Origin of the sequence: Spirosoma panaciterrae DSM 21099 (assembly GCF_000374025.1) — a bacterium.
In the GTDB taxonomy this organism is placed as follows: domain Bacteria; phylum Bacteroidota; class Bacteroidia; order Cytophagales; family Spirosomataceae; genus Spirosoma; species Spirosoma panaciterrae.
This window is the reverse complement of sequence record NZ_KB893195.1, coordinates 176116-199499: the sequence shown is the minus strand read 5'-3', so window position 1 is coordinate 199499 and position 23384 is coordinate 176116. Positions and strand designations below refer to the sequence as shown.

Sequence of the window (23384 nt, the reverse complement as noted above, 5' to 3'; positions counted from 1 at the left end):
ACGTTGTCGGGAACGTTGCCAATCGGTGGATTTGTTGGCTAATGGCTCCGAAATGGCGAGTTGCCGGGTACGTTGATCCTTGGGAGCTGCCTCGGTCAAGTGGCGGTGTATTTTTGTACTTTACTACTATTTTGCTTTGGATACCATCACGATAAAGGATATTGCCCGTGCCCTGAACCTTTCGACATCGACGGTTTCGCGGGCGTTGCGGGATAGTTACGAAATCAATCCGGAAACCAAGCGGTTAGTGATTGAGTATGCCGAGCGACTGAATTACCGACCTAACCCCATTGCGCTGAGTTTACGGGAAAATAGAAGCCGGGTCATTGGGGTCGTTGTGCCGCAGATTGCCAATAACTTTTTCTCGCAGGTAATCAATGGAATCGAAGCGATAGCCTACAACCGGGGGTACCACGTTATCATTTTTCAGAGTCATGAATCGTTCGAGCGGGAGGTGTTGACAGTGCAGCAGGCCGTAGCCCGAAAGGCTGATGGCCTCCTGATTTCGCTGTCGAGCAGCACGTCGGATGTGACGCACATTCGGGAGCTTCAGGAAAAAAAACTCCCCATTGTTCTCTTCGACCGGGTTGCCAAAGAACTTGACTCGATCAGTGTAACGGCCGATAATTTTGAAGCCGCCTTTGCGGCTACCGAACACCTGATTCAGACCGGGCGCCGACGAATTGCCCACATCACCATTCCTCCTTACATCTCCATCACCCAGGAACGGCTGGCCGGATACCGGGCCGCTTTGGAAAAATACGGGATTCCTTACGACGAAAATCTCTTGCGATACGCCGGTTTTGGGCAGAATGAAGTCGAGCCGATTATTGATGACCTGTTGGGCCAGTCGCCCGACGCATTTTTTGCTGCCAGCGACCGACTCGCTCTGGGCACATTAGCGGCCCTGAAAAAACGGGGCATTGCCATCCCCGGTCAGGTGTCATTGATTGGCTTTACCAACACGCCCGTGGCCGATTTGCTGGCCCCACCGATGAGTACCGTCGAACAGCCTGCGTTAGAAATTGGGCAGGTAGCTGCCGAACAATTGATCAATCTGATCGAGGGCAAATACAAAGGACTTCAACCGGAGCGCATCAAGATTCCCACCCGCATGGTCGTACGCGAGTCGTCAGTTGTGGACGTTGATGCGAAAAGCAACGTTAATTGACAATCAGGACGGCATAGTCTTCGATATGGCGTGTTATGAACGAATAGGAAACCCATTCGATATGGGTCAACCCGACGAGCTGTGCAAATTCGTAATCACCATGTCGATAAGCGGTATCTATAGTTTCCGGGTGTAGCAAGTTTTGCAGAATATCTACTTGGGGTGGATCAACCAGCAGACTAAGCGAGGCCGTATCGACCTGGTCGATAATTTTTAAGGTCTCTCCATCGTCAGACAAAATACTATACTTGCCAACCTGGATTTGGTTCTGGTAGATATGGAAGCCCCAGCAAAGGAAATCGCTCGTTCTGTCGAAATGAAGTAACAAGCCTTTGTTATGCGTTGTAACAGACGGAGTAGGTTTGCATTCGTGAGCTTCTGTAACAAATGTGGTCCAGCCATTGACGGGCTCAAACACATAGCCTTTTACTTGAGCTTTCTTTAAAAGGTCAATTGCATCCTGTTGATTATCCGATTTTAAATGGTAAGCAGCGCTGAAATCACTCATAATAGGTTAAGTCAAATGGCTCCATTTGCCCTGTAAGTTGTCGCTGGTGAATGAAATGAACAAACAGTTGATTCGCAGGCAGTGACGGAATCCAGAACTGGAATTTTTAAAAGGCAGCTATTAAGAAAGTACACATAGATTTCCCATTGCTTTTCCCATCCAACGCCAACGGGTGTTGATAGTGGGCGTTGGGAGCTTTTACACACGTGGTCGGTTAGGTCGCAAATTTTCCTTCTGGACGTAATCCCTGTAGATGGGGAAATAGAGATACTGCTTTTTCAAAATGGTTCTTTGTTTAATTTATTTTGAAAATACTCAGTCTTATCTTTTACAATTTGAAAAAACTGCTTAGGCCAAGGTGCACCTAATTCAAGCGGAAATTTAGTTTCTTCACCAGCTTCACGTAAAGCTTTATAAATGGTTACATTTTTTATGTATTTTTTTATTTCTGCGGTGAATAGTTCATCTGGTTCAGCTAAATAAAGATAATTATCAATAATATCTAGAACTTCTTGGTGGTTTTTAAGAATACTGTTTCTTTCAACACTATTTGCTATTTTGTATTGAACAGTGTTTTGATCCTGTTTCTTAGATAGAATTGTCTCCCAAATTGCATTATCTTTTTCAAGTCTTACAAGAATTGGCCAATAGAAAAATTTAAGTTTCTCTTCAATGTTTTGGATTCTTCTTTTTCTGCCGTCGTTATAGATTTCATAAATAGATTTCCCTAAAAATCCAATCAAGGCAATAACTGCTGGAATGATAAGGCCCTGAATAGATGAACTTTCTTTGTCATCATGTGTTGGATTTGCAAAAACTTGAGAACTCGCAATTAGTAAAAGGATTATAGCTAATTTAGTTACCTGTTTCATTTTATTATTGCTTTCTATTTCTTTAATTGGCTGGAAGGCTGAAGTTAAAACCTAAAACTTTGTCTTGTTATGAGTTTGGTATGTCAATGAAAAACTCGGAATACAAGCCCTACCCGACCGAGGTATTCATATCACACAAAACCCAGAGATGGAAGCCTACAATCTGACCTCTGGGGCGCTCCTCGTGCCGACCGAAAGCTGACGAACGAGTTAGAACAGCTTTCCTGTTGAACCGTGCAGCTTGTCACACGAAAGATTGCAAATACGCACTTGTTTATGACTGTTTGGGCCACCCAACGCCACAAAGGACTGATGGTTGATGGGGTAATTGCCTGGCCACGAGGTTTTTACAATCTTTATACCCTTTGTTTGTTGGGCTGAACGCTCTCCTCTGGGACGTGGTTCCTGTCGGCGGTAATCCAGCACACGCGGAGCGAAACCGCTCCAAACATTACTTTATTTTGAAAAGACTATCAATTAAGTCTTTTAATTTGTCCATAAGTAGTTTTATGAAAAATCCTGCTACGAGGGAGAAAAATATAATATCTGAATTATTGGTGTTTAAATCTACTTTGCCGACGGTTTTTGATTGCATACCAAAATATACTAAAAGCCCAGCCAGTAGGCCAAATATTGGTCTACACAAAAAGAAAGTAGCCATTCTTTTGCTGAATTTATCTTTGGGCTCCTCTTTGGGATATTTATCTCCATTATTACTTTCCCATCCATTAGCCGAACGGTCAAGTGCTGATAAAAAAGCTGCAAATGCACTTCCTAAAACCCCCGAGATAATGCAAACCCAAAAAGGGCGGAATGATTCATATAGGCTTAATAAAATACAACCAGTGATAATTATAGCTATAAGCGAAATAAAAACAAACCGAGACCACCAGACTAACTTAGGTAATTCTTCATTCTGGAAAGTAGTTGCCGCTTCTTTCTTTTTTATCTCTTCTTTTTCTCTTTTTTCTTGCTCTGCCAAAAGAGTATAAAATTTCTTTATATCCTCATTATCAATAGAAATTTCGGTTTTGTTCATCTTGTAGATAGAGTTTACAAGTTGCAGAAAAAATATACATAACCACATAGATTTCGGGTCGTCAAGCCGCAACTACCCAGAATGTTCGCATTGTCGGGTATAACCCGCCTTGCTTGTCGAGGTAGCCTAATTGGGACGTTCAATTTGTCGCAGACCAGCCGGAGATGGCGACCCCAAAGCGGCCCGATTCAGGCGCTTTTCCTGCCAACCGGAACTCCGAAATGGAAGCCCAAACCTGCCAAGCGGGGCGTTCGACTTGTCACAAGAGACCCGTCCCGCAAGCACTTTATGGACCACCACCCAACCGTTAGTTTTGTCCGCGTGCTAAAACCAAGATTCAGGTTTTGCCTTGCTGACTAAAAAACAGATCTTTCAAGGACACAGGGACTGACCTATCCACCCAACCGGGAGTCAGGCTCATTGGTGCGATGCAGACCCCTGTGGCCCTTGAATTGACAGAACCCGGCAACATATAGGAATTCAGGTCTCAGCCCTATTATCACGGTTATGTTGGAGACGTTCTGCGTACTGGTTTTGATCAACGTAAAACTAACAAAAAATGAATCCCTACAACTATTTTATCGGCAGCGACTTAGGCAAAACAACCCTGGCGGTTTGTGTGCTCAACACTCAGGAAAAAATAGTGCTCGAACTAATCATACCCAACACCAAAGTAGGGATGGAGACCCTACTTAAGAGACTGGAAAAACTGCCGGACTTCACCCATGGCACAACGCTGCATTGCATGGAACATACCGGCATCTACTGCCAACCACTGGTAGGGTTCTTTTACCCTAAAGGCGCTAAACTGTGGTTAGATTCGGCAGTCAGGATTAAACATAGCCTGGGTATCAAGCGGGGTAAGACAGACAAGGCCGATGCTCGGGCCATTGCCAGATATTGTATCAGAAATCACGGTGACTGTCAGTTATTTGCTTTAGCTGACGAAGTGCTTTGCCGTGTGCGCCAGTTAGCTCAACAGCGAGATCGGTTAATGGAAATGGCTAAAGAGCTAGCTGATCTAAGTACTGACTACAAAGCCATGAATTTAGCGGCAGAATTGCTCCTGCATCAGCAAACCAGCCAGCCCGTTGTGGCAATTCTGCACAAGCAAATCGCGCTGATTGAGCGGCAGATTCAGCATGAAATCAAGGCTGCTCCAGCACTCCAAACCAACTTTGATCTACTGACCAGCATTCCTGGAGTAGGTAAGCGAACAGCCATTTTTATGCTGGTGCTTACCGGCAACTTTAGCCGCTTTACTGACCCTAAAAAGCTGGCCAGTTATTCAGGCATAGCTCCCTTCGCCTATGAATCGGGGACGTCGGTCCGGGGCCGAACGAAGGTAAATCGAATGGCCAACATGAAATTGAAGTGTCTGTTGCATCTGGCCTCATTGGGTGCCATTAAAAGGGAAGTAGAACTACGAGCTTATTATGAACGAAAAGTAGCTGAAGGCAAGAATAAAATGAGCGTATTGCATGCAGTCAGGAACAAAATTGTGCATCGGATGGTCGCTGTTATTGAGCGTCAAACCGCTTATGAACCTGTTTGGGATAGAATTGCATAATTTTTAGTTGGCAGGTCTTGTTTGAATCATAGGAATCGCCCGAAAGGGCTGATGGCCCCGCGAGTTACTTGCCTGAACGCACGTACGCTTGGCCTTTACACCCTTTCTTGGATGTAGTGCTAAATTGTAACTATCTGATTATCAGCCATTATATATTATGGTGATTTAGCAGTTTTCGTGCATGTATTCGCCCGCGAATTCAGCGGAGGTTGGGCTGACCCGCTTTCCTGCGGGACGCGCTTCCTGTCGACCGAAAGCGACCCCACGCGGAGCGCAATTTTCAGGTCTGCGTCAATAAGTTTCTTTTAATCAACATTACTGGCAAGATATTGAATAGAACGAGATAGATTAGAAAGTTAACTAATTTCCCTACTCCGTTTGACTCGGTAAATATTTCAATGCTTACAAATGACAGAATGACATTTATAATTACAGAGATGGTCATAATGATGACAATCAATACAAAATCACCGTAGCTCCCTTTGAACTTCAGCTTATAAGTGACATAAGCAACTATACCAATTTGAGCGCAGAAAGCTAATTTTAACAGAATTGGTAGTAAATCATCTTGGCCAATAAACCGTCTGGAATAAAATGATGCCTCAAACCAGATAAAGAATGCCAGAAATGCACATAAACACCCAATTACGATAATTTGAACCACTTTGTATGCTGACATTCAATTTTGCAATTTACCCAAATTCCTTGCCTGTCGGGGCGTTTGCCTTGTCGCACGAATGTTGCCTTACAAACTAAAACCTGCCCCGTCGGGACGCGCTGCTTGTCGCCAGAAACGCCGAAATGGAAGCCTGAACCTGCCAAACGGGGCGTTCAAATTGTCGCCCGAAAGCTGGAAATGTAAGCACTTTATGGACCCGCACCCAACGTCCGCGGGGGCTGATGGCGGGGTGCGAAAGTCGCCTGAACAACAGCACTTTGCGCCTTTACACCCCCGCTCTCGTTGGGCTGCCTCTGGCCTTCGGGACGTGCGGCCTGTCGAACGAAAAGGCGGCAGCGCAGAGCGGAACTCAGCCTTTCAAAAACTCCGTATTTACGGTTAGAGAGGTCTTTTTCTTATTTCTCTTGTTGTCTTCCTCCAATGCCTTTTTAACTAACTCCGCTCCTCTCTCTCCAGCTTTCCGTTGTTCTAATTCTTTTGGTGTCATAACTGTTTCAGGCTTCATAGCTTCTTTATGTGCTTTAAGAGCTTTTTGCCAATTATCGCTTCCTTGCTGGTTATTTTCAAAATTCTCCATAATAATTTCCGGTAAGTGATTCACATTCATTCCTTTAAAACTCTGCGCTTGACTCACGCAAGCGTACCGACTGTCAGTCGAGCGATGGACGTTGAAGACCTCAACTTGACTCACTCCGGCGTGCGGTTTGTCGACCGCAACTGCCCTCACGCACCGCCCGACGGCTCCGGGACGTGCAGCCTGTCGCGCGAAACCTGACCCACGCACAAGCCAAATGCCTGAACGGGCCACCCAACATATTATTGTACGCCGGAACACTTAATAGCAAAGCGTTGATTATAAGTCGATTGCTATTAAGTGACCTTGCGTAAGTCGGTAAATAAACGCTAAGAGACTCCTGACAAAGCAAGGTACTTTTGGCACAGTGTCCAAGCCTTGGTCGGCGAAATTAGTAAACGGTAGCGATTACTTCAGCGTCAGTACATTGGCCGATACATTGGCGTCGGTTTCTACGGTTTTCTTCGCTTTTGAGGTGGGGGTGTTGAGCAGTTTGATGTCTTTTGTACGGTCGCCGGATAGATGCATCAATAAGTCGGTGCCGTCGGTATAGTGGATGTTGTCGAGGGTGAGGTTGCGGCTGTTCTGAACCTGCATCAGGGTTTTGGCGGGTGAGATCAGGGCCACGTTTTTCAGGCGAATATTTTCTGCTTCGATGCAGACCAAACCCTTACGGCTTTGCAATACTGCGTTCTCGATCAGAATATCCTTGACCGCCATTTCGGGTAAGCCGCGCACCAGGATACCCGTTTCGGCACCCTTGCACATTACATTCCGAATCTGGAATGAGCGAAACTGAGGGGTGCCTTCCGACAGCGGTTGAGCCGGAATCGGGGGCAATTCATTACTCTCACCCTGTTGCGGAACGGGATCTTTGGCGGCATAATACATGTCGAACAAAATGGCTTCACCGGCAATGTTGGTCATATCGACACCATCCACAAAGATGTTTTCGACCACACCGCCCCGGCCACGAGCGGTTTTGAAACGAAGCCCCACATCCGTCCCCATGAAGGTACAGTTCGCTACGTATAGGTTCCGCACTCCGCCCGACATTTCACTACCGATCACAAACCCACCGTGTGCATGATAAACCCGGCAGTTGCGCACCATGATATTTTCGGTCGGAACCCCCCGTTTGCGGCCCTGCTCGTCACGGCCCGATTTGATACAAATGCCATCGTCGCCCACATCGAATGTGCAACCTTCCACCAGGCCGTTTCGGCACGATTCCAGATCAAGACCATCGCCGTTCTGGGCGTACCAGGGGTTTTTAGCCGTTACATTCCGCAAGGTAATGTGCTCGCAGAGTAGCGGGTGCAGGCACCAGGCGGGGGAGTTCTGAAACGTGACCCCCTCCAGCAGAATGCGTTTGCAGCGGGTCAGGCTGAGCATATTGGGGCGCAGAAAATCCTTGATCCCCTCGTAGTAGCTCATTGGCTGCCCCGACTTCACGGCCGACATAGTGGCCCCTTTGAACGACTGCTCGGAGGGGTACCACATGTCTTTCTTCTCGTTGACCACGCCACCCGATGCAACCAGCTTCTTCCATTGATCGTCGGTCAGTTTGCTCCGCTTCACCATCCGCCATACATCGCCCGAACCGTCCAGAATGCCTTTGCCGGTAATGGCAATATTCTCAAGGTCAGTCCCCGAAATGGGAGCCTGATTCCGAACGGCCTCTTCGCCTTCCCAGGTTGTATTGACCAGGGGATAGGCACTACGCTGGTCGGTAAATTGCAGCAACGCGCCTTCGGCCAGATGCAGATTGACATTGCTTTTTAAGGTGATCGGACCTGTCAGCCACAATCCACGCGGAATCAGCACAACGCCACCTCCGGCCCGATTACATTCCTCAATGGCCCTGGTAATGGCGGCTGTATTGAGTGTCAGGCCGTCGGCTACCGCACCGAATTTGTTGATAGGCAGCGTGTCATTTCGAAAGCCTGGGGTTAATACCGTTGGCAGGTCGTATCCAGCGGTTGAGGTATACAGCTTGGTGGATTGATGAGTAAGCGAGCCACGGAAGGCGGTTGCCAGTACAACCAGGGCTAATCCAGCGAACGGTTTCATGAGTGTCAGGGTAAATGCAGTGGCTTTTTACCCCAATACTATTGGATGTAAAGAAGCCTGGAGACCAATCGGATGAGTAAAGTGACCCAAAAATTAAGCGGCATTCAAGAAACAATTGCCCTTTTTTTACGCAATCGTTGCCGGGAACGTTGTCAGGTTTGGCTGTGTCCATCAACTGAGCTATTTCAATAAAAGCATCCATGTATTTTGAACGGTATCTGGAAAGCCCAGTCAGTATTGTTGCCTGGCAAGCAGTTGCCATTTAACGGCCTGTAGCGTCCTCCAATTCTCTATCCTGAAAAGCTACAAAAAAACCTTGCTGAATTACCAATAGATCGCAATCTTTATGTAGTTTTGACGCAAAGCTACTTGCATGACGATGTATCGAGTTCGCTGCCTGAGTATTGTTCTGGTATTCACGGCTGGTTTCGGCCTGAAAGCCCAACAGGCGCATGTCAATCTGGACTGGAATCCGCAGAAGAATACGCAACATCTGCTTCCTTTTGGAGCCAGTGTTATCTCGCCCGAAGTACACGACGACCGCACGGTTACGTTCCGGCTTAAAGCGCCCGAAGCCAGGCAGGTCATGCTGACGGGTGGCCCCATATTACTGGCACTATCGGCTAAAAATCCCATTCCGTTCAAAAAAGATAACGACAGCCTCTGGACACTGACCGTTGGGCCCATAAAGCCGGACATTTACGTCTATAAATTCGTGATCGATGGCGTAACGGTGCCGGACCCGAACAATACCCTGACAGGCTTCAACGATCAGCCGGGCTATAGCAATCTGGTGGTTCCGGGCGATGGCCCCGCTTATTACGATGCCAAACCCGTACCGCATGGAGCCGTAACCCGGCATGTTTATCATTCGGGGGTTCTGAATGGCGAACGGGAGATGTATGTCTATACACCACCCGGTTATTCGCCCAAAAAGAAATACCCGGTGTTGTATCTGGTAGGAGGGAGTGGCGAACTGGCGTCCGGCTGGGCGTTGGATGGGCGGGCTAATTTCATTGCCGATAATCTGCTGGCCGAGGGCAAAATGGTGCCGATGATTATTGCTATGCCGAACAATCAGGTGGTTCACCGCAGCGACCCAAACCACACGGCCAAAACTTTTCCGCTATTTGAAGAAGAACTGAAAACGCAGATTATTCCCTTCGTTGATAAGACATACAGCACCGTGGCAACCCGGAAGGGCCGAGCCCTGGCGGGCTTGTCGATGGGCGGGCGGCACACGCAGTTTGTCGGGTTAAAAAATCTGGATCTGTTCAGTTCATTTGGCATCCTGAGCGCGGGTGATGTGGATAGTGAAACCACCAGTGCTGCGTTTCTAAACGACCCAACGGCCAATCAGAAAGTCGATTATCTGCTGGTAGGGCAGGGGACTAACGAAGCCAATGCGCCCATTGGAAAACGGGCCATCGCCCTGCACGATGCCCTTCAGCATCACAACATCAAACACGAGTATTATGTAGGTGGCGATGGGGCCCATGACTGGGCTACCTGGCGGCATCTGCTGTATTATAAACTTCTGCCCAATCTCTGGCGGAGTAAGTAAGCCTTCCAAACCAACCTATATTTTCTTAATTCCCAATCCGATTATGCGTTTCTCAAAACAACTCCTGTATACAGCCGTATGGACGGTTTTTATGGCTCCACTGGCAATGGCGCAGGCGCCACAGCGAACCCCTACGCCCAACGATACCCTGAAATCACCCAACGTACTGGCCGATAAGCGGGTACTGATTCAGATTTATGCGCCTAAAGCCAGTGACGTGACCGTAGGGGGCGACTTTCTGTCGACTCCGCAGCCGCTAAGCCTGAAGAAGAACGATCAGGGCGTATGGTCGGTGTTGATTGGGCCGCTAAAACCCGACTATTATTCGTATACGTTGATGGTCGATGGGGTGCGGACAATGGACCCTAAGAATCCGGTGATCAAGCAGGGAATCAGTAGCCTGGAAAATATGATGGCCGTGCCGGGGCCGGAAACCGCTTTTGAAGACAACAAAGCCGTTCCACATGGCGAAGTACGGGAAGTCTGGTACTCATCGAACACCCTGAACATGATGCGTCGGATGCATGTGTACACCCCACCGGGCTACGAAAAAGGCAATACCAAATACCCCGTTTTCTACCTGCTGCATGGCGGTGGCGATGACGATTCTGGCTGGAACACCATCGGTCGGTCGGGTTTCATTCTGGACAATCTGATCGCAGCCGGGAAGGCCAAACCTATGATTGTGGTTATGCCAAACGGAAGTATGCCGCTGCCGCCCATGAATGGCATGCCCAATGCCCAGATGATGAACCAGCTACGTGACCTGTTTTCGAGCGAACTGCTGAAAGAGGTTATGCCACATGTGGAGAAAAATTACCGCACCCTGACGAATGCGGAAAATCGGGCCATTGCCGGGTTGTCGATGGGTGGTTTCCAGACGCTGGACGTGACCCTTACTCATCCCGAATTATTCAACTACGTAGGGGTATTCAGCTCCGGTTTTTTTGGCGCAACGGCCGATGAAGCAGATACCAAATATGCGAAAGTGCTCAATGACCCCAATTTCAACAAGGGTAAAAAGTTGTTCTGGGTGAGCATCGGCAAAGACGACTTTGTAATGGACGCCAATAAAAAGACGCTGGCTTTGCTGGATAAACACAATATCAAATACCAGTACAAAGAATCGTCGGGCGGCCACACCTGGATCAACTGGCGGCAATACCTGAATGAGTACACCCCAATGCTGTTTAAATAAGTAGCAGAAACTATTCAATCACCGCGAGGACGCAAAGGCGCGAAGAATTATCAGACTTTAATTCTTCGCGCCTTTGCGTCCTCGCGGTAAGTAAATTCGGCTCCCACCCTTCATGAAACGACGAACTTTTTTAAAGAATAGCTCTACGGCTGGTCTGGCGGCACTGGTTACGCCCGCAGGTATCATTGAATTCAATCGAAAGCCAAAGACCCTGGATACGGAAGCGGCTGAATCGTTTGTCGAGGCCTTTGTTAATCCGGCCATGTCAGCGCGGGCGCAGGTCTGGTGGCATTGGATGAACGGCAACGTAACGGCCGATGGCATCACCCGCGACCTGGAAGCCATGCAGCAGATCGGACTGGGTGGATTTCAGAATTTCGATGCCGGAACGGGGATACCGAAAGGCCCTGTTGTGTACCTGAGCCCCGAATGGCTCAGCCTGAAACAGCACGCTATGAAAGAAGCTGACCGACTGGGCCTGGAGTTTACCATGCACAATTGCCCCGGCTGGTCGTCGAGTGGCGGTCCGTGGATTACGCCCGAACTGGCCATGCAGGAGGTAACCTGGAGCGAAACCTACCTGACGGGCGGGCAGTCGGTCACGTTATCGCTGCCCAAGCCGCCAGCAAAACTCAATTACTACCGCGACATAGCCGTACTGGCCTTCCCATCGCTTCCCGGCGACGCATCTTTAGCATCACTGATGGCTAAAATAACGGCTAACAGTAGCACTGAACCTATGTCGGCCGAGCGGTTGGCTGGTGCTGAAGGAGCCACTGTGCAACCGAATGCCGAAGGCCAGCCCGCTACCGTTCTGCTTGAATTCAAGGAGCCTTACGAAGCCCGGTCAATTGCCTTTGTGAGCAAACCTATCGGAAAAGTACCCTCGGGGGGCGGTGGTTTTGGGGGCGGGCCTCAACTCACCTTGGAAGCCTCAGACGATGGTGCACAGTTTCGTAAGGTAGCGTCAGGAAGTGCCGGACGTTCAGCGGAAGAAGCGTTGACACTCATTGAATTCGCTCCGATAAAAGCACGCTTTTTTCGACTCACAGCGCCCGGTGCACGGCATTTTTCACAGCTTCGCTTTTCGGGAACGGCCCGGTTAGCCGATTGGCGGAAGAAAACGGATATGGCCTTTGGGGCAATGGGCGTAACGGATGATGCGGAAGGAGCGGGCAAAGCGGCTATCAGGCTCTCGTCGATTGTCGATCTGACGACGTTCATGGATAAAGATGGTTCGTTACGCTGGAATGCCCCATCCGGCAACTGGACTGTTTTACGGGTTGGTTATACACCCAAAGGTGAACTCAATCGTTCGGCTCCCGATACGGGTATCGGCCTCGAATGCGACAAATACAACCCGGCTGCCATCGATTTCCATTTCAACAGGATGATGGAAAACCTGCTGCCAACGCTGAAACCATTAGCCCGTAAAGGTAAGGTTGGCTTGCTGATCGACAGCTACGAAGTGGGTATGCAAAACTGGACGGCTCAGCTTCCACAGGAGTTTCAGAAACGAGTGGGCGATTCGTTGCTGGCATATTTGCCTACCCTGACGGGCCGCATCGTGGAAAATATAGACCTCACTGAGCGTTTCCTGTGGGATTTTCGTCGCGTTCTGGCCGATCTGATGGCCGATCATTATTACGCCCGATTTACAGAACTGTGCCACCAGCAGGGGATGATTGCCTACGCCGAACCCTACGACCGAGGACCGATGGAAGAAATGCAGATTGGCTCACGAGTCGATGTAAACATGGGCGAATTCTGGCATGGGTTGTCGTCGTTGTTTCAGAACAACTGGACCATGCGCCGGACGACCAAACTGGCTGCGTCGATTGCGCATATCAACGGGAAACAGGCGGGTGGCGGTACCCCCGCTAATCCACAGATCGTTGGGGCCGAAGCTTTTACCGGCGAACCCGAATCGGCCCGTTGGCAGGAGTATCCGTTCGGTATGAAAGCACTGGGTGATCGGATGTTTACGCAGGGGTTGAACCGGATTATTTTTCACCGATACGCGCACCAGCCTCACCCAACGGCCGTACCAGGCATGACCATGGGACCCTGGGGCATTCACTTCGACCGGACGACTACCTGGTGGAAGCAGGGCCGGGCCTGGCTCGATTATCTGGCCCGTTGTCAGAGCCTGTTGCAGCAGGGCCTATTCGTAGCCGACCTGGCTTATTTTACGGGTGAAACAGGAAATCAGTACACAAAAGTTGAACCGTATGAGTTAACGCCAACACCGCCACAGGGATACGACTACGACCTGATCAATGGAGAAACTCTGCTCAAGCGCGCACGGGTTCAGGATGGTAAACTCATTTTGTCTGATGGCATGAGCTACCGGGTTCTGGTCCTTCAGGATCATAAGGCGTTGAGTTTGCCACTGCTCCGAAAACTGCGGGGCTTCGTACAAGAAGGGTTGGTGGTTGTGGGCGAAAAGCCAGAAACAACGCTTGGCCTGCACCGGCACTCGGAAGGCTACACGGAGTTTAAGCAGCTATTGACCGACCTCTGGGGCTCCATCAACGGCACGACGATTACGGAAAATAAACTGGACAAAGGGCGTGTATTCTGGGGGCAACCCATTCGGACTGTACTCAATACGTTGGCCATTAAACCAGATGTGGAAGTATCTTCCCGTTCGGGCGATGCGCCCATTTCGTGGATACACCGACGTATTGGCGATACCCAGGTGTACTTCGTTGCTAATCAGCGCCGGACGGTCGAAGAAACGGTCTGCACATTTCGGGTAGCCGGGAAACAGCCGGAATTATGGGATGCTTCGACGGGGAAAATGACGCCGATACCGATCTACGAAACCGGAGCCGGATATACCCGCGTACCTTTGCAGTTCGATCCGTCGGGCGCTGAATTTGTTGTGTTCCGTACGTCCGCTAAAAAAGCCATACAGTCAATCGGTAAGGGGGCCGAAATAGTACTGAGTGCTAAACCTTTTCCCGCGCCAGTCCGCAAACTGTATAGAGACGTTGTCGACAATTTTACGATTAGCCTGTGGGCCAAACCAGAACTCAATATCATGCTAGCTCCCGGTGGTTTGCTGGAAAACGTGAAAGGCCCCTGGACCGACTATTATGCCATTTACCCACCTTCGGGAACGGAACTGTACGGAGCTGGTCAGGCTACCTGCGGACTAACCATCGGGCGAAATGGCGTGGCGATTTGGGAGCGAACGGAGGGTATGCCCACCTTTCGGATGTCGGCTCAAACGCCCATTTCAGGCTGGACTCACGTGGCGGTGGTATACAAAGAAGGCGTTCCGGCGATTTATGTAAATGGAAAGCTCATTCAGCAGGGAAAAGCGGGAGCGAACAAGGTACACCCCGGTATCGGTCAGGCGTATCTGAGCGATGGGGCTTCGTTCTACAATGGCGACATGACCGAACCGCAACTGCTTGCCGAAGCGACATCGGAAGACCGGATCAAGCAGCTAGCGGCTCAGGAACGCCCCACATCGGCGGCTAATCCGGCCGTTGAAATCGCTGCTCATGGCAAGCCCGGCCTGATTTTCTGGCAGAATGGGCAGTATACAATGCGAGATACGGCGGGTCGTCAGGCACCAATGACCGTTTCCGGGATCAATCCGCCTATGGAAATTTCGGGTAGCTGGCAGGTGCGTTTTCCGGCCAATATGGGCGCTCCCGAGCAGATCACGTTGGCCCACCTGATTCCGTTGAATACGCATGAGCAGGCTGGAGTGAAGCATTTTTCGGGTACGGCGACCTACATCAAAACGATTCAGATCCCAGCGTCCATGTTACCCGGTTCGTCGGGACGGCGGTTGTTTCTGGATTTGGGCAGGGTAGAGGTACTGGCTACTGTTTCTGTCAACGGTAAAGATCTTGGCACGCTCTGGAAGCGCCCGTATCGGCTAGACATCACCGATGCGGTTAAAGCAGGCAACAATACGCTGGAAATTGGCGTAACGAATTTATGGCCGAACCGGCTAATTGGTGATGAATACCTGCCTGATCCTGACAAGTTTACACCGGGTGGTGGGGCCAGTGGGTTTGCCAGCCTGAGCAGCGGAGCTATTGTCGAACTACCGGCCTGGTACAAAGAAGGTAAGCCCAAACCTGTCGACGGACGAGTTACGTTCACAACCTGGAAACACTACAGTAAAGATTCGCCATTGCTGGATTCCGGCCTGATCGGACCTGTCGTTTTGCGGACTGTAGCGCTGAAATTACTGAGTTAACTTTAAAATAATTCAAACCGCGAGGGCGCGAAGACGCAAAGAATAGGCAATAGAATACAATTCTTTGCGTCTTCGCGCCCTCGCGGTTTGATCAAAATTTAGAAAACTAACCTACATCTATGAAAACAAGAAGCGTTAGCCTCTACCTACTGGGTCTGTTATCGGCCTCGGCAGCGTTTGGCCAGAACTGGACCGAAACGAAGGTGGGCAACTGGACGAAAGTGACTAATAAAGGCGGCAAAACCATCGGATACGCTCCCGCATCGGGTGTGAAACTGCTGACCGATAAAGGGTTTGCCTTCAAAGACCTGAACAGAAACGGCAGGCTGGATAAGTACGAAGACTGGCGCTTGCCAGTAGAGGAACGGGCGAAAGATTTGGCCTCGAAAATGACTATCGACCAGATTGCCGGACTAATGCTGTACAGCCGTCACCAGCCTATTCCGGCGGCTGCGGGTGGACCATTTGCAGGAACCTATGGGGGCAAAGTATTTGCCCAAAGTGGGGTCAAAGCTTCGGATCTGTCGGACCAGCAGAAAGAGTTTCTGACCCGGGATAACCTGCGGCATGTGCTTATTACGTCCATACAAAGCCCTGAAATCGCTGCCGAGTGGAACAACAACGCTCAGGCATTAGTCGAAGGGGTGGGTATGGGTATACCCATCAACAGCAGCTCGGACCCTCGGCATGGTACCCGTGCCGATGCCGAATACAATGCCGGAGCCGGTGGTGCTATTTCGATGTGGCCCGGTTCGCTGGGGCTGGCTGCGACCTTCAATCCCGATGCCGTAAAACGGTTTGGACAGATTGCCGCTGCGGAATATCGGGCACTGGGTATCGCTACGGCCTTGTCGCCCCAGGTCGATCTGGCTACCGATCCGCGCTGGAACAGGGTGAGTGGCACATTTGGAGAAGACCCGCAATTGGCTACCGATATGGCCCGCGCCTACATTGATGGCTTCCAGACGTCATACGGAGCCAACGAAATCACGGGAGGCTGGGGCTATCATAGCGTCAATGCGATGGTAAAACACTGGCCGGGTGGTGGTTCGGGCGAAGGCGGCCGTGACGCGCATTACGGTTACGGTAAATACGCGGTGTATCCCAGCAAAAATTTCGACACGGCTTTGCTTCCGTTTTTGAACGGAGCTTTCAAACTGAACGGAAAAACGGGGACGGCAGCGGCTGTGATGCCCTATTATACCATCTCGTACGGCCAGGACAAAAAATATGGTGAGAACGTGGGGAACAGCTACAGCAAATACATCATTCACGATCTGCTGCGGACCAAATACAAGTACGATGGCGTAGTCTGCACCGACTGGGGAATTACAGGGAATGAAACGGCTGTCGATGTATTTCTGACAGGTAAATCGTGGGGTGTTGACAAGCTGACCGTGGCCGAACGACACTATAAAATCCTGATGAACGGCGTAGACCAGTTTGGGGGCAACAACGAATCCGGCCCGGTAATCGAAGCGTATAAAATGGGCGTGAAAGACCACGGTGAAGCGGCCATGCGGACCCGGTTCGAGCAGTCGGCGGTACGGTTACTCAAAAATAGTTTTCGGCTTGGGCTGTTCGAGAACCCGTATCTGGACCCACAGGTATCGCAGAAATCGGTGGGAACGCCCGAGTACATGAAGGCGGGGTATCAGACCCAACTGGAATCGGTAGTCATGCTCAAAAACAAGGCTAAAGCGTTACCGCTTGCGAAAGGCAAAACGGTTTACATTCCCAAACAATTTACACCCGCTGGCCGGAATTTCCTCGGTATGGAAACGCCCGAAAAACTGGCGTATCCGGTCAATCTGAACATCGTTAAGAAATACGTCAATGTGACGGATAACCCGGCCGAAGCCGATTATGCGCTGGTATTTATCCAAAGCCCGAATTCGGGTGGCGGCTACAGTAGTGCAGATGCCAAAGCTGGGGGTACGGGTTATGTTCCGGTTAGTTTGCAATATGGCGATTATACCGCACAGGGAACCCGTGACCCAAGCCTTGCCGGGGGCGACCCACTGGAGAAATTCACGAACCGGACCTACAATGGCAAAACAGCAAAGACCATCAACACGACGGATCTGAAGATGGTAACGGAAACCTACGCCAAAATGAATGGCAAGCCGGTGATTGTCGCCCTGAATATGGCAAACCCGACGGTGGTGAGTGAGTTTGAAGGACTGTCGAATGCGATACTGGTTCATTTCGGAGTGCAGGACCAGGCCTTGCTGGATATTCTGACCGGAGCCCATGAACCCTCGGCGCTGTTGCCCATGCAAATGCCTGCCGACATGAAAACGGTGGAAGCACAAGCTGAAGACGTTCCCCGCGACATGACCTGCTACAAAGATTCGGAAGGGAATACCTACGATTTTGGCTACGGCCTGAACTGGAAAGGCGTCATTCGGGATGCCCGCACCGCAAAATATAAGCAGTCGGTTTTGAGTGCGAAGTAGAACAATAAACAGTAAAAAAAGCAACCATGAATCCAACCCGTCGTCAGTTTTTAGGGCAGCTTGGGGCCTTATCCGCATTGCCCTTCATGCCCAATTTAGACCTGGAAGCTCCCAACGATTTATTTTTCAAGATTTCACTGGCGCAGTGGTCGCTACACCGGGCTTTGGCCAAAAAAGAGACGACTACGCTCGATTTTCCGACCCGTGCCCGACGCGATTTTGGTATTACCGCTGTCGAGTACGTCGATCAGTTTGTGAAAAACGAACCGGCTTATCTGAAAGAACTCCTCAAACGGAGTCAGAGCGAAGGCGTTGTGAATCACCTCATCATGATCGACACGGCAGGGAGCCTGGTCGATGCAAACGCAGCCAAACGGACCGATTCCATAAACCGACATTATGCCTGGGCGGAAGCCGCTAAGTTTCTGGGCTGTAAAACCATTCGGGTTAATCTGCAAAATAAAGATGCCATCGATGAGGTTCGGAAACGCGCTATTGACAGCATGGGGAAACTGGCCGACCGGATCAAACCCCTGGGACTGAATGTAGTAGCCGAAAACCATGGCGGTTACTCATCCGACGGCAGTTGGATGGCCTCGGTGGCGAAAGGGGTTAACAAGACCAATTGCGGATTATTACCCGATTTTGGTAATTTCTGTCAGTCGCATGATTGGGGAAGCACCGAAAAAGACTGCGACCGCCCATACGACCGCTATAAAGGGATTGCCGAAATGCTTCCGTATGCCAAAGGTGGGGTTAGCGCCAAAAGCTACAGGTTCGATGCAAAAGGTCACGAAACAAAAATCGATTATGGGCGAATGCTGAAACTGGTAAAAGCGGCTGGATTTACAGGCTACATCGGCGTTGAGTTCGAAGGAGAGGGGATGGCTGAAGAGGAAGGTATTCGTCGGACTAAAGCCCTTTTGGAAGCTGAAGGCCGAAAGTTAAGCTAACCAATTGGGAGATTAATGAACGGTTAACGGCCAAACATCTGGATTATCGGATCGGTTAAGAGACTAACCAATTGGTAACGTCATGAAAACGATCCGATCTATTCTTATTACTTTATACGTAGCTGCGGCCGTTAGCGCCTGTACTCCTCAACTGGTTTTCAGCGATTCGTCGATTGTGCCATCGGCGTCGGGAAAAGTCGGTGTTCGGAAAGATAAGAACAAAAACTACGTCGTCAATGTAAACGTACGGAATCTGGCCGAGCCGAAAAAGCTCAGTCCACCGTCAAATACCTACGTAGTCTGGATGGAGTCGGGTAACGATCCCGTCAATAAACTGGGTCAGATAATGCCTTCCGGGCGCGCGCTCGAAGGTCGGTTGAAAGCTACCTCCATTGCTAAACCCGCCACCATCTTTGTTACAGCCGAAGACAACGCAGAGGTGATGAGTCCAAGCGGCCCTACGATATTGACTACCCGGAAGTGAGCGTGTTATTTTGGTAAAGTAATCGGGCGAGTTAGCTCGATTTTTGTCATCCCGATGCAGGAGGGATGACAAAAATCGCCAAATTCAACCAATGTTACTAGAGGGATGATAGGCTATCAAGCCACTCGTTCGTACTCCACAAAGTCGAATGCTACGGCATGTCGTTCGTCGGCGGGGTGATGGTGACGGCTGACTTCATGCCATTCGGTTTTCTCGAACGCAGGAAAGTAAGCGTCGCCTTCAAAAGTGCCCTGGACTTCGGTCAGGTATAACGTAGTGGCAACAGGAAGGGCCATTTTGTAAATTTCAGATCCGCCTATCACAAAGATTTCGGTCTGATTAATAGCCTTTGCCTGGGCAAGGGCTTCATCCAGTGTATGCACAACCGTTACGCCGGGAGCTGTAAAGTCGGGATTTCGGGTAAGTACAATATTGGTGCGATTGGGTAATGGCTTTCCTAACGAGTCCAGCGATTTGCGCCCCATAATAATCGGATGATGACTGGTTTTACGCTTGAAAAACGCAAAATCATCGGGCAAATGCCACGGCAGTTCATTATTTCGGCCAATAACGCCATTTTCCGCCACTGCGGAGATAAGACTAATCTTCATAAAGAGTGAAAGAGTGAAAGAGTGAAAGAGTGAGAGCGCCTGTAAACGTTTCGCTCTTTCACTCTTTCGCTCTTTCACATTTTTTTTCGTCGTTCCATTAACTCCCGCCAGGTGGTTACGATGATGCCCTCTTTTTCTATATAGGCTTTGAGAGCAGGGTCCATCATGCCCAGCATGTCGCCCTTTCGCGATTGCCCTGAGCTACTGATCAGATCAAACGTTGGCGTAGGCGCGGTGCAGTGCATGATGATGTACGTCAAACCGGGCTGTACGGACTGTAACAGTTCGATGAATTTTTGAGTTTTGAATTTTTGTAAATCTGAGTCTTTCGCTCCGGCAGGCAGGTTCAGACTGGTAATACTTCCGTCCAGATCATCGAGTACCGGCAGGCCCGCGTCCCAAAGTTGTTTGCCTAACTGACGAGCCATTTGCTGCATAGGCGCTGCCAATCGATTGGTTTTGCTAATCAGTGCTGCGTGGCCGCCAGGGAAAAGAATCGGGATTTTTTCGTCGATGGCTACTTTCACATAGCGCCCAATAAATTTAGGCTCGAACAGCGTGCCCATGTGCGAATCCATATGGGTAGGCTGAAAACCGAACGAACGATAACGCGCCAGTTGTGCCCGAACTTCGGCTTCTACTTCGTCGGGCGTGGCATGGGCCACCACATCGGCAACTTCGGGCCAGAAACTGCCTTGTCCATCATAAAGGCCCGGAGCTTTGTCGCGTCCAACGATCGGATACCAGCGGTAATTTTTCCATTCGGAGGTAAGCGTCAGGTGTACGCCCGCATCAATCGTGGGATGCTCTTTCATGTAGGCAAAAAAATGAGGAACCCAACCGCAGGGCATCATAATACTGGTCGAATTGGCGATGCCTTTTTCCATCGCATTGATCGTCCCGATGTTCGAGTCATAACTCATGCCTGCATCATCGACGTGGAGAATAACGACCTTTTTACCCTTCGGAAATCCCAGCTTTTCGGCATAGGTTTCGGTTTGGGCCTGAGCGTAACCAGATAATTTGGTGAGCGTGACGAAAAAGTAGGCTAAAAGTAAAGAACGGGGTTTCATACTAATTATAGACGGTTTTTGCTTGGAATAGTACTGTAGAAAAGATCATTCAGGCCATAGCTTACCTGCCTGATAGGGCTTAAAAGTTTGTCTGATATAAGGTTGTTGGTTCACTGGGAACTGTTGTACCACAAAAGTCTCAAAATTGTTAAACAGGGCATTGGCTACACGGGAATAGGTTTTGTCAGCCTGACGATTTAGAGCCGCTTCTTCCTATACATCTTGCGTTGCGTAGTAGTAAGCTTCTCGGTTGGTTCATACGATAAAATCGCTTCCTACGAGTTCGCCGGCGGATCACGCGTTATAGCTTCGTCAAAATTAAACGCTCCGTGAAAAATGATGTGCTACCAGACCATCTTTAATTTGGCCAGCGCCGAAGCCGCCCGAGTGTCCTGCCGCCGTATAGGTATGGTGTCAACGAGTTCACGCGCAGGCGGTAAGAGGGTAGCTGATTGTAAGGATGTTCGGGCTTGTCAAACCGTTTAGGCTGCTGAAAACCAGGATCGAAATGCTGAGGTCTTTTCTAAAATGAGCTGGACGTTTTCTTGAACGGTTTAATTCAGAAAAAGGGCTGACACAAGTCTTTTTCTTCCAGAAGAGGTAGGGTCAATGAATTGGGTTACGCGCTTCAACGTAGCCAGATCGAATCTGGCTACGTTGGGAAATTTTTTCTTAACCTTGGGTGATAGTTGTGCATAATTCCGATAAACCATAAAAAGCGTAAGTGTATGATGTCAACACAAAGCCTGTCAATGGACGCAGCTCTGCTAACCGACCGGGAGCGAACGCTGGAACGAATCTATGCGAAAACGTATCCGATGGTGCGGCATTATGTGAAGGAAAATAGGGGTACGGACGAGGATGCCAAGGATATCTTTCAGGAAGCACTCATCGCCTATTACGAGAAGGCAATTGACGGCCAACTGACCCTAACGTCATCGGTAAGCACCTATCTGATGGGTATTTGCAAGAATCTCTGGCGGCAGGAGTTGAGCAAGCGAGCCTGCAAAACAGGGTTATCGCACGCGCCAGTTGATGAAATTGGTGAAGAGATAATGGTAGATGATGAGCAATCGCCCGCTACACTAATGACGTTCGTCGAGCAACTGGGCGAGACTTGTAAATCCATTCTGGTTAGCTTCTATTACTTCGGTCAGCGGTTAGAGCAGATCGCTGAGCAGCACGGTTACCGAAGCGTACGCTCCGCGACAGTGCAAAAATTTAAGTGTCTGGAGCGGCTGCGCAAAGCTGTAAGCCACCTGTCCATCGACCAGTTTAAACGATAAAAACTATGCGTCCTCTGTTAAACGAAGTGCAACTGCTGGAGGACTACCTCAAAGGCACTTTACCCGAAGACCAGCAGCTCGACGTAGAAGTTCGCTTGCTGTGGGATCAGGACGTACAACAAAAGCTGGCCAGCCAGCAACGGGCGTATAGGGCACTGCGTCTGTTTGGTCGTCGGCAACTCCGCGCTGAGTTAGAAGCCATCCACATCCGCCTGTTCGGATAACCCCCCAAGTTATCATCCAACCGTTTTGATATCCCATAGTGGCTTTTTACGAGCCAACTGGCTTCGTATTGCCCTGATTAGCCCCTCTTTTTCACGAATCCATTTTCATCCCCTAGTTAGTTTCTATCTTATGAATTACCCTGAGTTTAGCCGTAGCGAGTTCCGCCGATTCGCCGTACATCATCAACACCTGAACGGCCTTACAGTTGATCGGTATCTACACCAGGTCGACAACATGACCCGGTCGGTCATTGAAGAACGCCCGATGAATTTCCGGGAGGTCGATGTTTTCTCGCGCCTGATGGCGGATCGGATTGTGTTTATGGGTGCGGCCGTCGACGACAACATAGCGAACGTCATCATCGCGCAGTTGCTGTTCCTCGAGTCGGCCGATGCCAAAAAAGACATTCTGATGTACATCAACAGTCCTGGGGGTTCGGTTTATGCCGGGTTAGGCATTTATGACACCATGCAGTACATCCGGCCCGACGTGGCGACCATTTGTACCGGCATTGCCTTATCCTTCGGGGCGGTCTTGCTGTGCGCTGGTGCGCCCGGTAAACGATCGGCTCTCCCACACGCCCGCGTCATGATTCACCAGCCACATGGTGGCGCGCAGGGCCAATCGGTGGACATCGAAATCACCGCCCGCGAAATAGTCAAGCTTCGGACTGAACTCTACGAAATCATGGCCCTTCATAGCGGCCAGTCAGCCGAAGAACTCGAACGCCGGGCCGACCGTGACTATTGGATGAAAGCCGAAGAAGCCAGAGAATATGGCTTTATCGATGAGGTGTTAGTGCGCTAATGTAGCCTAGTGA

The 23384-nt window shown here is 49.9% G+C and carries 19 protein-coding genes; 12 read left to right on the top strand and 7 right to left on the bottom strand.

Annotated elements, in window-relative coordinates; all coding sequences use genetic code 11:
* Window positions 1-136: 136 nt before the first annotated feature.
* A complete protein-coding gene (locus tag B153_RS0121695; RefSeq protein WP_026262346.1) occupies window positions 137-1171 on the top strand; it encodes a LacI family DNA-binding transcriptional regulator in 1035 nt (344 codons plus the stop codon).
* On the opposite strand, the gene B153_RS0121690 is transcribed toward B153_RS0121695, so the two are convergent.
* From B153_RS0121690 to B153_RS0121680, 3 genes are all read right to left on the bottom strand, one after another.
* Window positions 1164-1679: a hypothetical protein gene (locus B153_RS0121690; RefSeq protein ID WP_020598847.1), complete on the bottom strand. Its 516-nt coding sequence runs from the start codon at window positions 1677-1679 to the stop codon at window positions 1164-1166. The genes B153_RS0121695 and B153_RS0121690 overlap by 8 nt on opposite strands.
* Window positions 1680-1957: 278 nt before the next feature.
* Entirely contained in the window at window positions 1958-2551 is a 594-nt protein-coding gene (locus tag B153_RS36830) for a hypothetical protein (RefSeq protein WP_020598846.1), read from the bottom strand.
* A 451-nt stretch (window positions 2552-3002) separates the two neighbouring features.
* The gene (locus tag B153_RS0121680; RefSeq protein ID WP_026262345.1) at window positions 3003-3590 is read right to left on the bottom strand and encodes a hypothetical protein; all 588 of its coding nucleotides are present in this window, start codon (window positions 3588-3590) and stop codon (window positions 3003-3005) included.
* A gap of 559 nt (window positions 3591-4149) precedes the next feature.
* Between B153_RS0121680 and B153_RS0121675 the strand changes: the two genes are divergently transcribed.
* Both B153_RS0121675 and B153_RS37795 read left to right on the top strand, forming a co-directional pair.
* On the top strand, window positions 4150-5160 hold the full coding sequence (locus B153_RS0121675) for an IS110 family RNA-guided transposase (RefSeq protein ID WP_020598844.1): 1011 nt from the start codon (window positions 4150-4152) through the stop codon (window positions 5158-5160).
* Between the two features lie 737 nt (window positions 5161-5897).
* Window positions 5898-6221, top strand: coding sequence for a hypothetical protein (locus B153_RS37795; RefSeq protein ID WP_157634780.1), 324 nt, complete (start codon window positions 5898-5900; stop codon window positions 6219-6221).
* Here B153_RS37795 and B153_RS37790 read toward each other — a convergent pair.
* Both B153_RS37790 and B153_RS0121660 read right to left on the bottom strand, forming a co-directional pair.
* On the bottom strand, window positions 6189-6416 hold the full coding sequence (locus B153_RS37790; RefSeq protein WP_211221699.1) for a hypothetical protein: 228 nt from the start codon (window positions 6414-6416) through the stop codon (window positions 6189-6191). The genes B153_RS37795 and B153_RS37790 overlap by 33 nt on opposite strands.
* Before the next feature lie 405 nt (window positions 6417-6821).
* Window positions 6822-8486, bottom strand: a complete 1665-nt coding sequence (locus tag B153_RS0121660) for a glycoside hydrolase family 28 protein (RefSeq protein ID WP_020598841.1) — start codon at window positions 8484-8486, stop codon at window positions 6822-6824.
* 379 nt (window positions 8487-8865) lie between these two features.
* Here B153_RS0121660 and B153_RS0121655 point away from each other — a divergent pair, with 379 nt between their 5' ends.
* The 6 genes from B153_RS0121655 to B153_RS0121630 all read left to right on the top strand — a co-directional run bounded on the left by B153_RS0121655 (window position 8866) and on the right by B153_RS0121630 (window position 19369).
* Window positions 8866-10050: an esterase gene (locus B153_RS0121655; protein ID WP_040761829.1), complete on the top strand. Its 1185-nt coding sequence runs from the start codon at window positions 8866-8868 to the stop codon at window positions 10048-10050.
* Window positions 10051-10093: 43 nt separating this feature from the next.
* On the top strand, window positions 10094-11248 hold the full coding sequence (locus B153_RS0121650) for an esterase (RefSeq protein WP_020598839.1): 1155 nt from the start codon (window positions 10094-10096) through the stop codon (window positions 11246-11248).
* A gap of 112 nt (window positions 11249-11360) precedes the next feature.
* The gene (locus B153_RS0121645) at window positions 11361-15473 is read left to right on the top strand and encodes a glycosyl hydrolase (protein ID WP_020598838.1); all 4113 of its coding nucleotides are present in this window, start codon (window positions 11361-11363) and stop codon (window positions 15471-15473) included.
* Between the two features lie 119 nt (window positions 15474-15592).
* Window positions 15593-17932, top strand: a complete 2340-nt coding sequence (locus tag B153_RS0121640) for a glycoside hydrolase family 3 protein (RefSeq protein ID WP_020598837.1) — start codon at window positions 15593-15595, stop codon at window positions 17930-17932.
* 26 nt (window positions 17933-17958) lie between these two features.
* Window positions 17959-18885 (top strand): sugar phosphate isomerase/epimerase family protein, encoded by a 927-nt coding sequence (locus B153_RS0121635; RefSeq protein WP_020598836.1) that lies wholly within the window; start codon window positions 17959-17961, stop codon window positions 18883-18885.
* A gap of 82 nt (window positions 18886-18967) precedes the next feature.
* Window positions 18968-19369: a hypothetical protein gene (locus B153_RS0121630; RefSeq protein WP_020598835.1), complete on the top strand. Its 402-nt coding sequence runs from the start codon at window positions 18968-18970 to the stop codon at window positions 19367-19369.
* Between the two features lie 116 nt (window positions 19370-19485).
* Here B153_RS0121630 and B153_RS0121625 read toward each other — a convergent pair whose 3' ends face one another.
* Together B153_RS0121625 and B153_RS0121620 are read right to left on the bottom strand one after the other, a co-directional pair.
* Window positions 19486-19980 (bottom strand): dihydrofolate reductase, encoded by a 495-nt coding sequence (locus B153_RS0121625; RefSeq protein ID WP_020598834.1) that lies wholly within the window; start codon window positions 19978-19980, stop codon window positions 19486-19488.
* Window positions 19981-20054: 74 nt separating this feature from the next.
* Window positions 20055-21053, bottom strand: coding sequence for a polysaccharide deacetylase family protein (locus B153_RS0121620; protein ID WP_020598833.1), 999 nt, complete (start codon window positions 21051-21053; stop codon window positions 20055-20057).
* Window positions 21054-21781: 728 nt separating this feature from the next.
* Here B153_RS0121620 and B153_RS0121615 point away from each other — a divergent pair.
* The 3 genes from B153_RS0121615 (at window position 21782) to B153_RS0121605 (ending at window position 23371) form a co-directional block, all read left to right on the top strand.
* Complete coding sequence (locus tag B153_RS0121615) at window positions 21782-22339, top strand: RNA polymerase sigma factor (RefSeq protein ID WP_020598832.1); 558 nt, start codon at window positions 21782-21784, stop codon at window positions 22337-22339.
* A 5-nt stretch (window positions 22340-22344) separates the two neighbouring features.
* A complete protein-coding gene (locus B153_RS0121610; protein ID WP_020598831.1) occupies window positions 22345-22563 on the top strand; it encodes a hypothetical protein in 219 nt (72 codons plus the stop codon).
* Window positions 22564-22693: 130 nt separating this feature from the next.
* The gene (locus B153_RS0121605) at window positions 22694-23371 is read left to right on the top strand and encodes a ClpP family protease (RefSeq protein WP_020598830.1); all 678 of its coding nucleotides are present in this window, start codon (window positions 22694-22696) and stop codon (window positions 23369-23371) included.
* The last annotated feature ends 13 nt before the right edge of the window (window positions 23372-23384 follow it).

What these genes read in the sequence shown, in the direction of transcription:
- B153_RS0121690 (WP_020598847.1), bottom strand. Translation starts at nt 1,679, where the DNA reads ATGAGTGATTTCAGCGCTGCTTACCATTTAAAATCGGATAATCAACAG.
- B153_RS36830 (WP_020598846.1), bottom strand. Translation starts at nt 2,551, where the DNA reads ATGAAACAGGTAACTAAATTAGCTATAATCCTTTTACTAATTGCGAGT.
- B153_RS0121680 (WP_026262345.1), bottom strand. Translation starts at nt 3,590, where the DNA reads ATGAACAAAACCGAAATTTCTATTGATAATGAGGATATAAAGAAATTT.
- B153_RS0121675 (WP_020598844.1), top strand. Translation starts at nt 4,150, where the DNA reads ATGAATCCCTACAACTATTTTATCGGCAGCGACTTAGGCAAAACAACC.
- B153_RS37795 (WP_157634780.1), top strand. Translation starts at nt 5,898, where the DNA reads ATGTTGCCTTACAAACTAAAACCTGCCCCGTCGGGACGCGCTGCTTGT.
- B153_RS37790 (WP_211221699.1), bottom strand. Translation starts at nt 6,416, where the DNA reads ATGGAGAATTTTGAAAATAACCAGCAAGGAAGCGATAATTGGCAAAAA.
- B153_RS0121660 (WP_020598841.1), bottom strand. Translation starts at nt 8,486, where the DNA reads ATGAAACCGTTCGCTGGATTAGCCCTGGTTGTACTGGCAACCGCCTTC.
- B153_RS0121655 (WP_040761829.1), top strand. Translation starts at nt 8,866, where the DNA reads ATGTATCGAGTTCGCTGCCTGAGTATTGTTCTGGTATTCACGGCTGGT.
- B153_RS0121650 (WP_020598839.1), top strand. Translation starts at nt 10,094, where the DNA reads ATGCGTTTCTCAAAACAACTCCTGTATACAGCCGTATGGACGGTTTTT.
- B153_RS0121645 (WP_020598838.1), top strand. Translation starts at nt 11,361, where the DNA reads ATGAAACGACGAACTTTTTTAAAGAATAGCTCTACGGCTGGTCTGGCG.
- B153_RS0121640 (WP_020598837.1), top strand. Translation starts at nt 15,593, where the DNA reads ATGAAAACAAGAAGCGTTAGCCTCTACCTACTGGGTCTGTTATCGGCC.
- B153_RS0121635 (WP_020598836.1), top strand. Translation starts at nt 17,959, where the DNA reads ATGAATCCAACCCGTCGTCAGTTTTTAGGGCAGCTTGGGGCCTTATCC.
- B153_RS0121630 (WP_020598835.1), top strand. Translation starts at nt 18,968, where the DNA reads ATGAAAACGATCCGATCTATTCTTATTACTTTATACGTAGCTGCGGCC.
- B153_RS0121625 (WP_020598834.1), bottom strand. Translation starts at nt 19,980, where the DNA reads ATGAAGATTAGTCTTATCTCCGCAGTGGCGGAAAATGGCGTTATTGGC.
- B153_RS0121620 (WP_020598833.1), bottom strand. Translation starts at nt 21,053, where the DNA reads ATGAAACCCCGTTCTTTACTTTTAGCCTACTTTTTCGTCACGCTCACC.
- B153_RS0121615 (WP_020598832.1), top strand. Translation starts at nt 21,782, where the DNA reads ATGATGTCAACACAAAGCCTGTCAATGGACGCAGCTCTGCTAACCGAC.
- B153_RS0121610 (WP_020598831.1), top strand. Translation starts at nt 22,345, where the DNA reads ATGCGTCCTCTGTTAAACGAAGTGCAACTGCTGGAGGACTACCTCAAA.
- B153_RS0121605 (WP_020598830.1), top strand. Translation starts at nt 22,694, where the DNA reads ATGAATTACCCTGAGTTTAGCCGTAGCGAGTTCCGCCGATTCGCCGTA.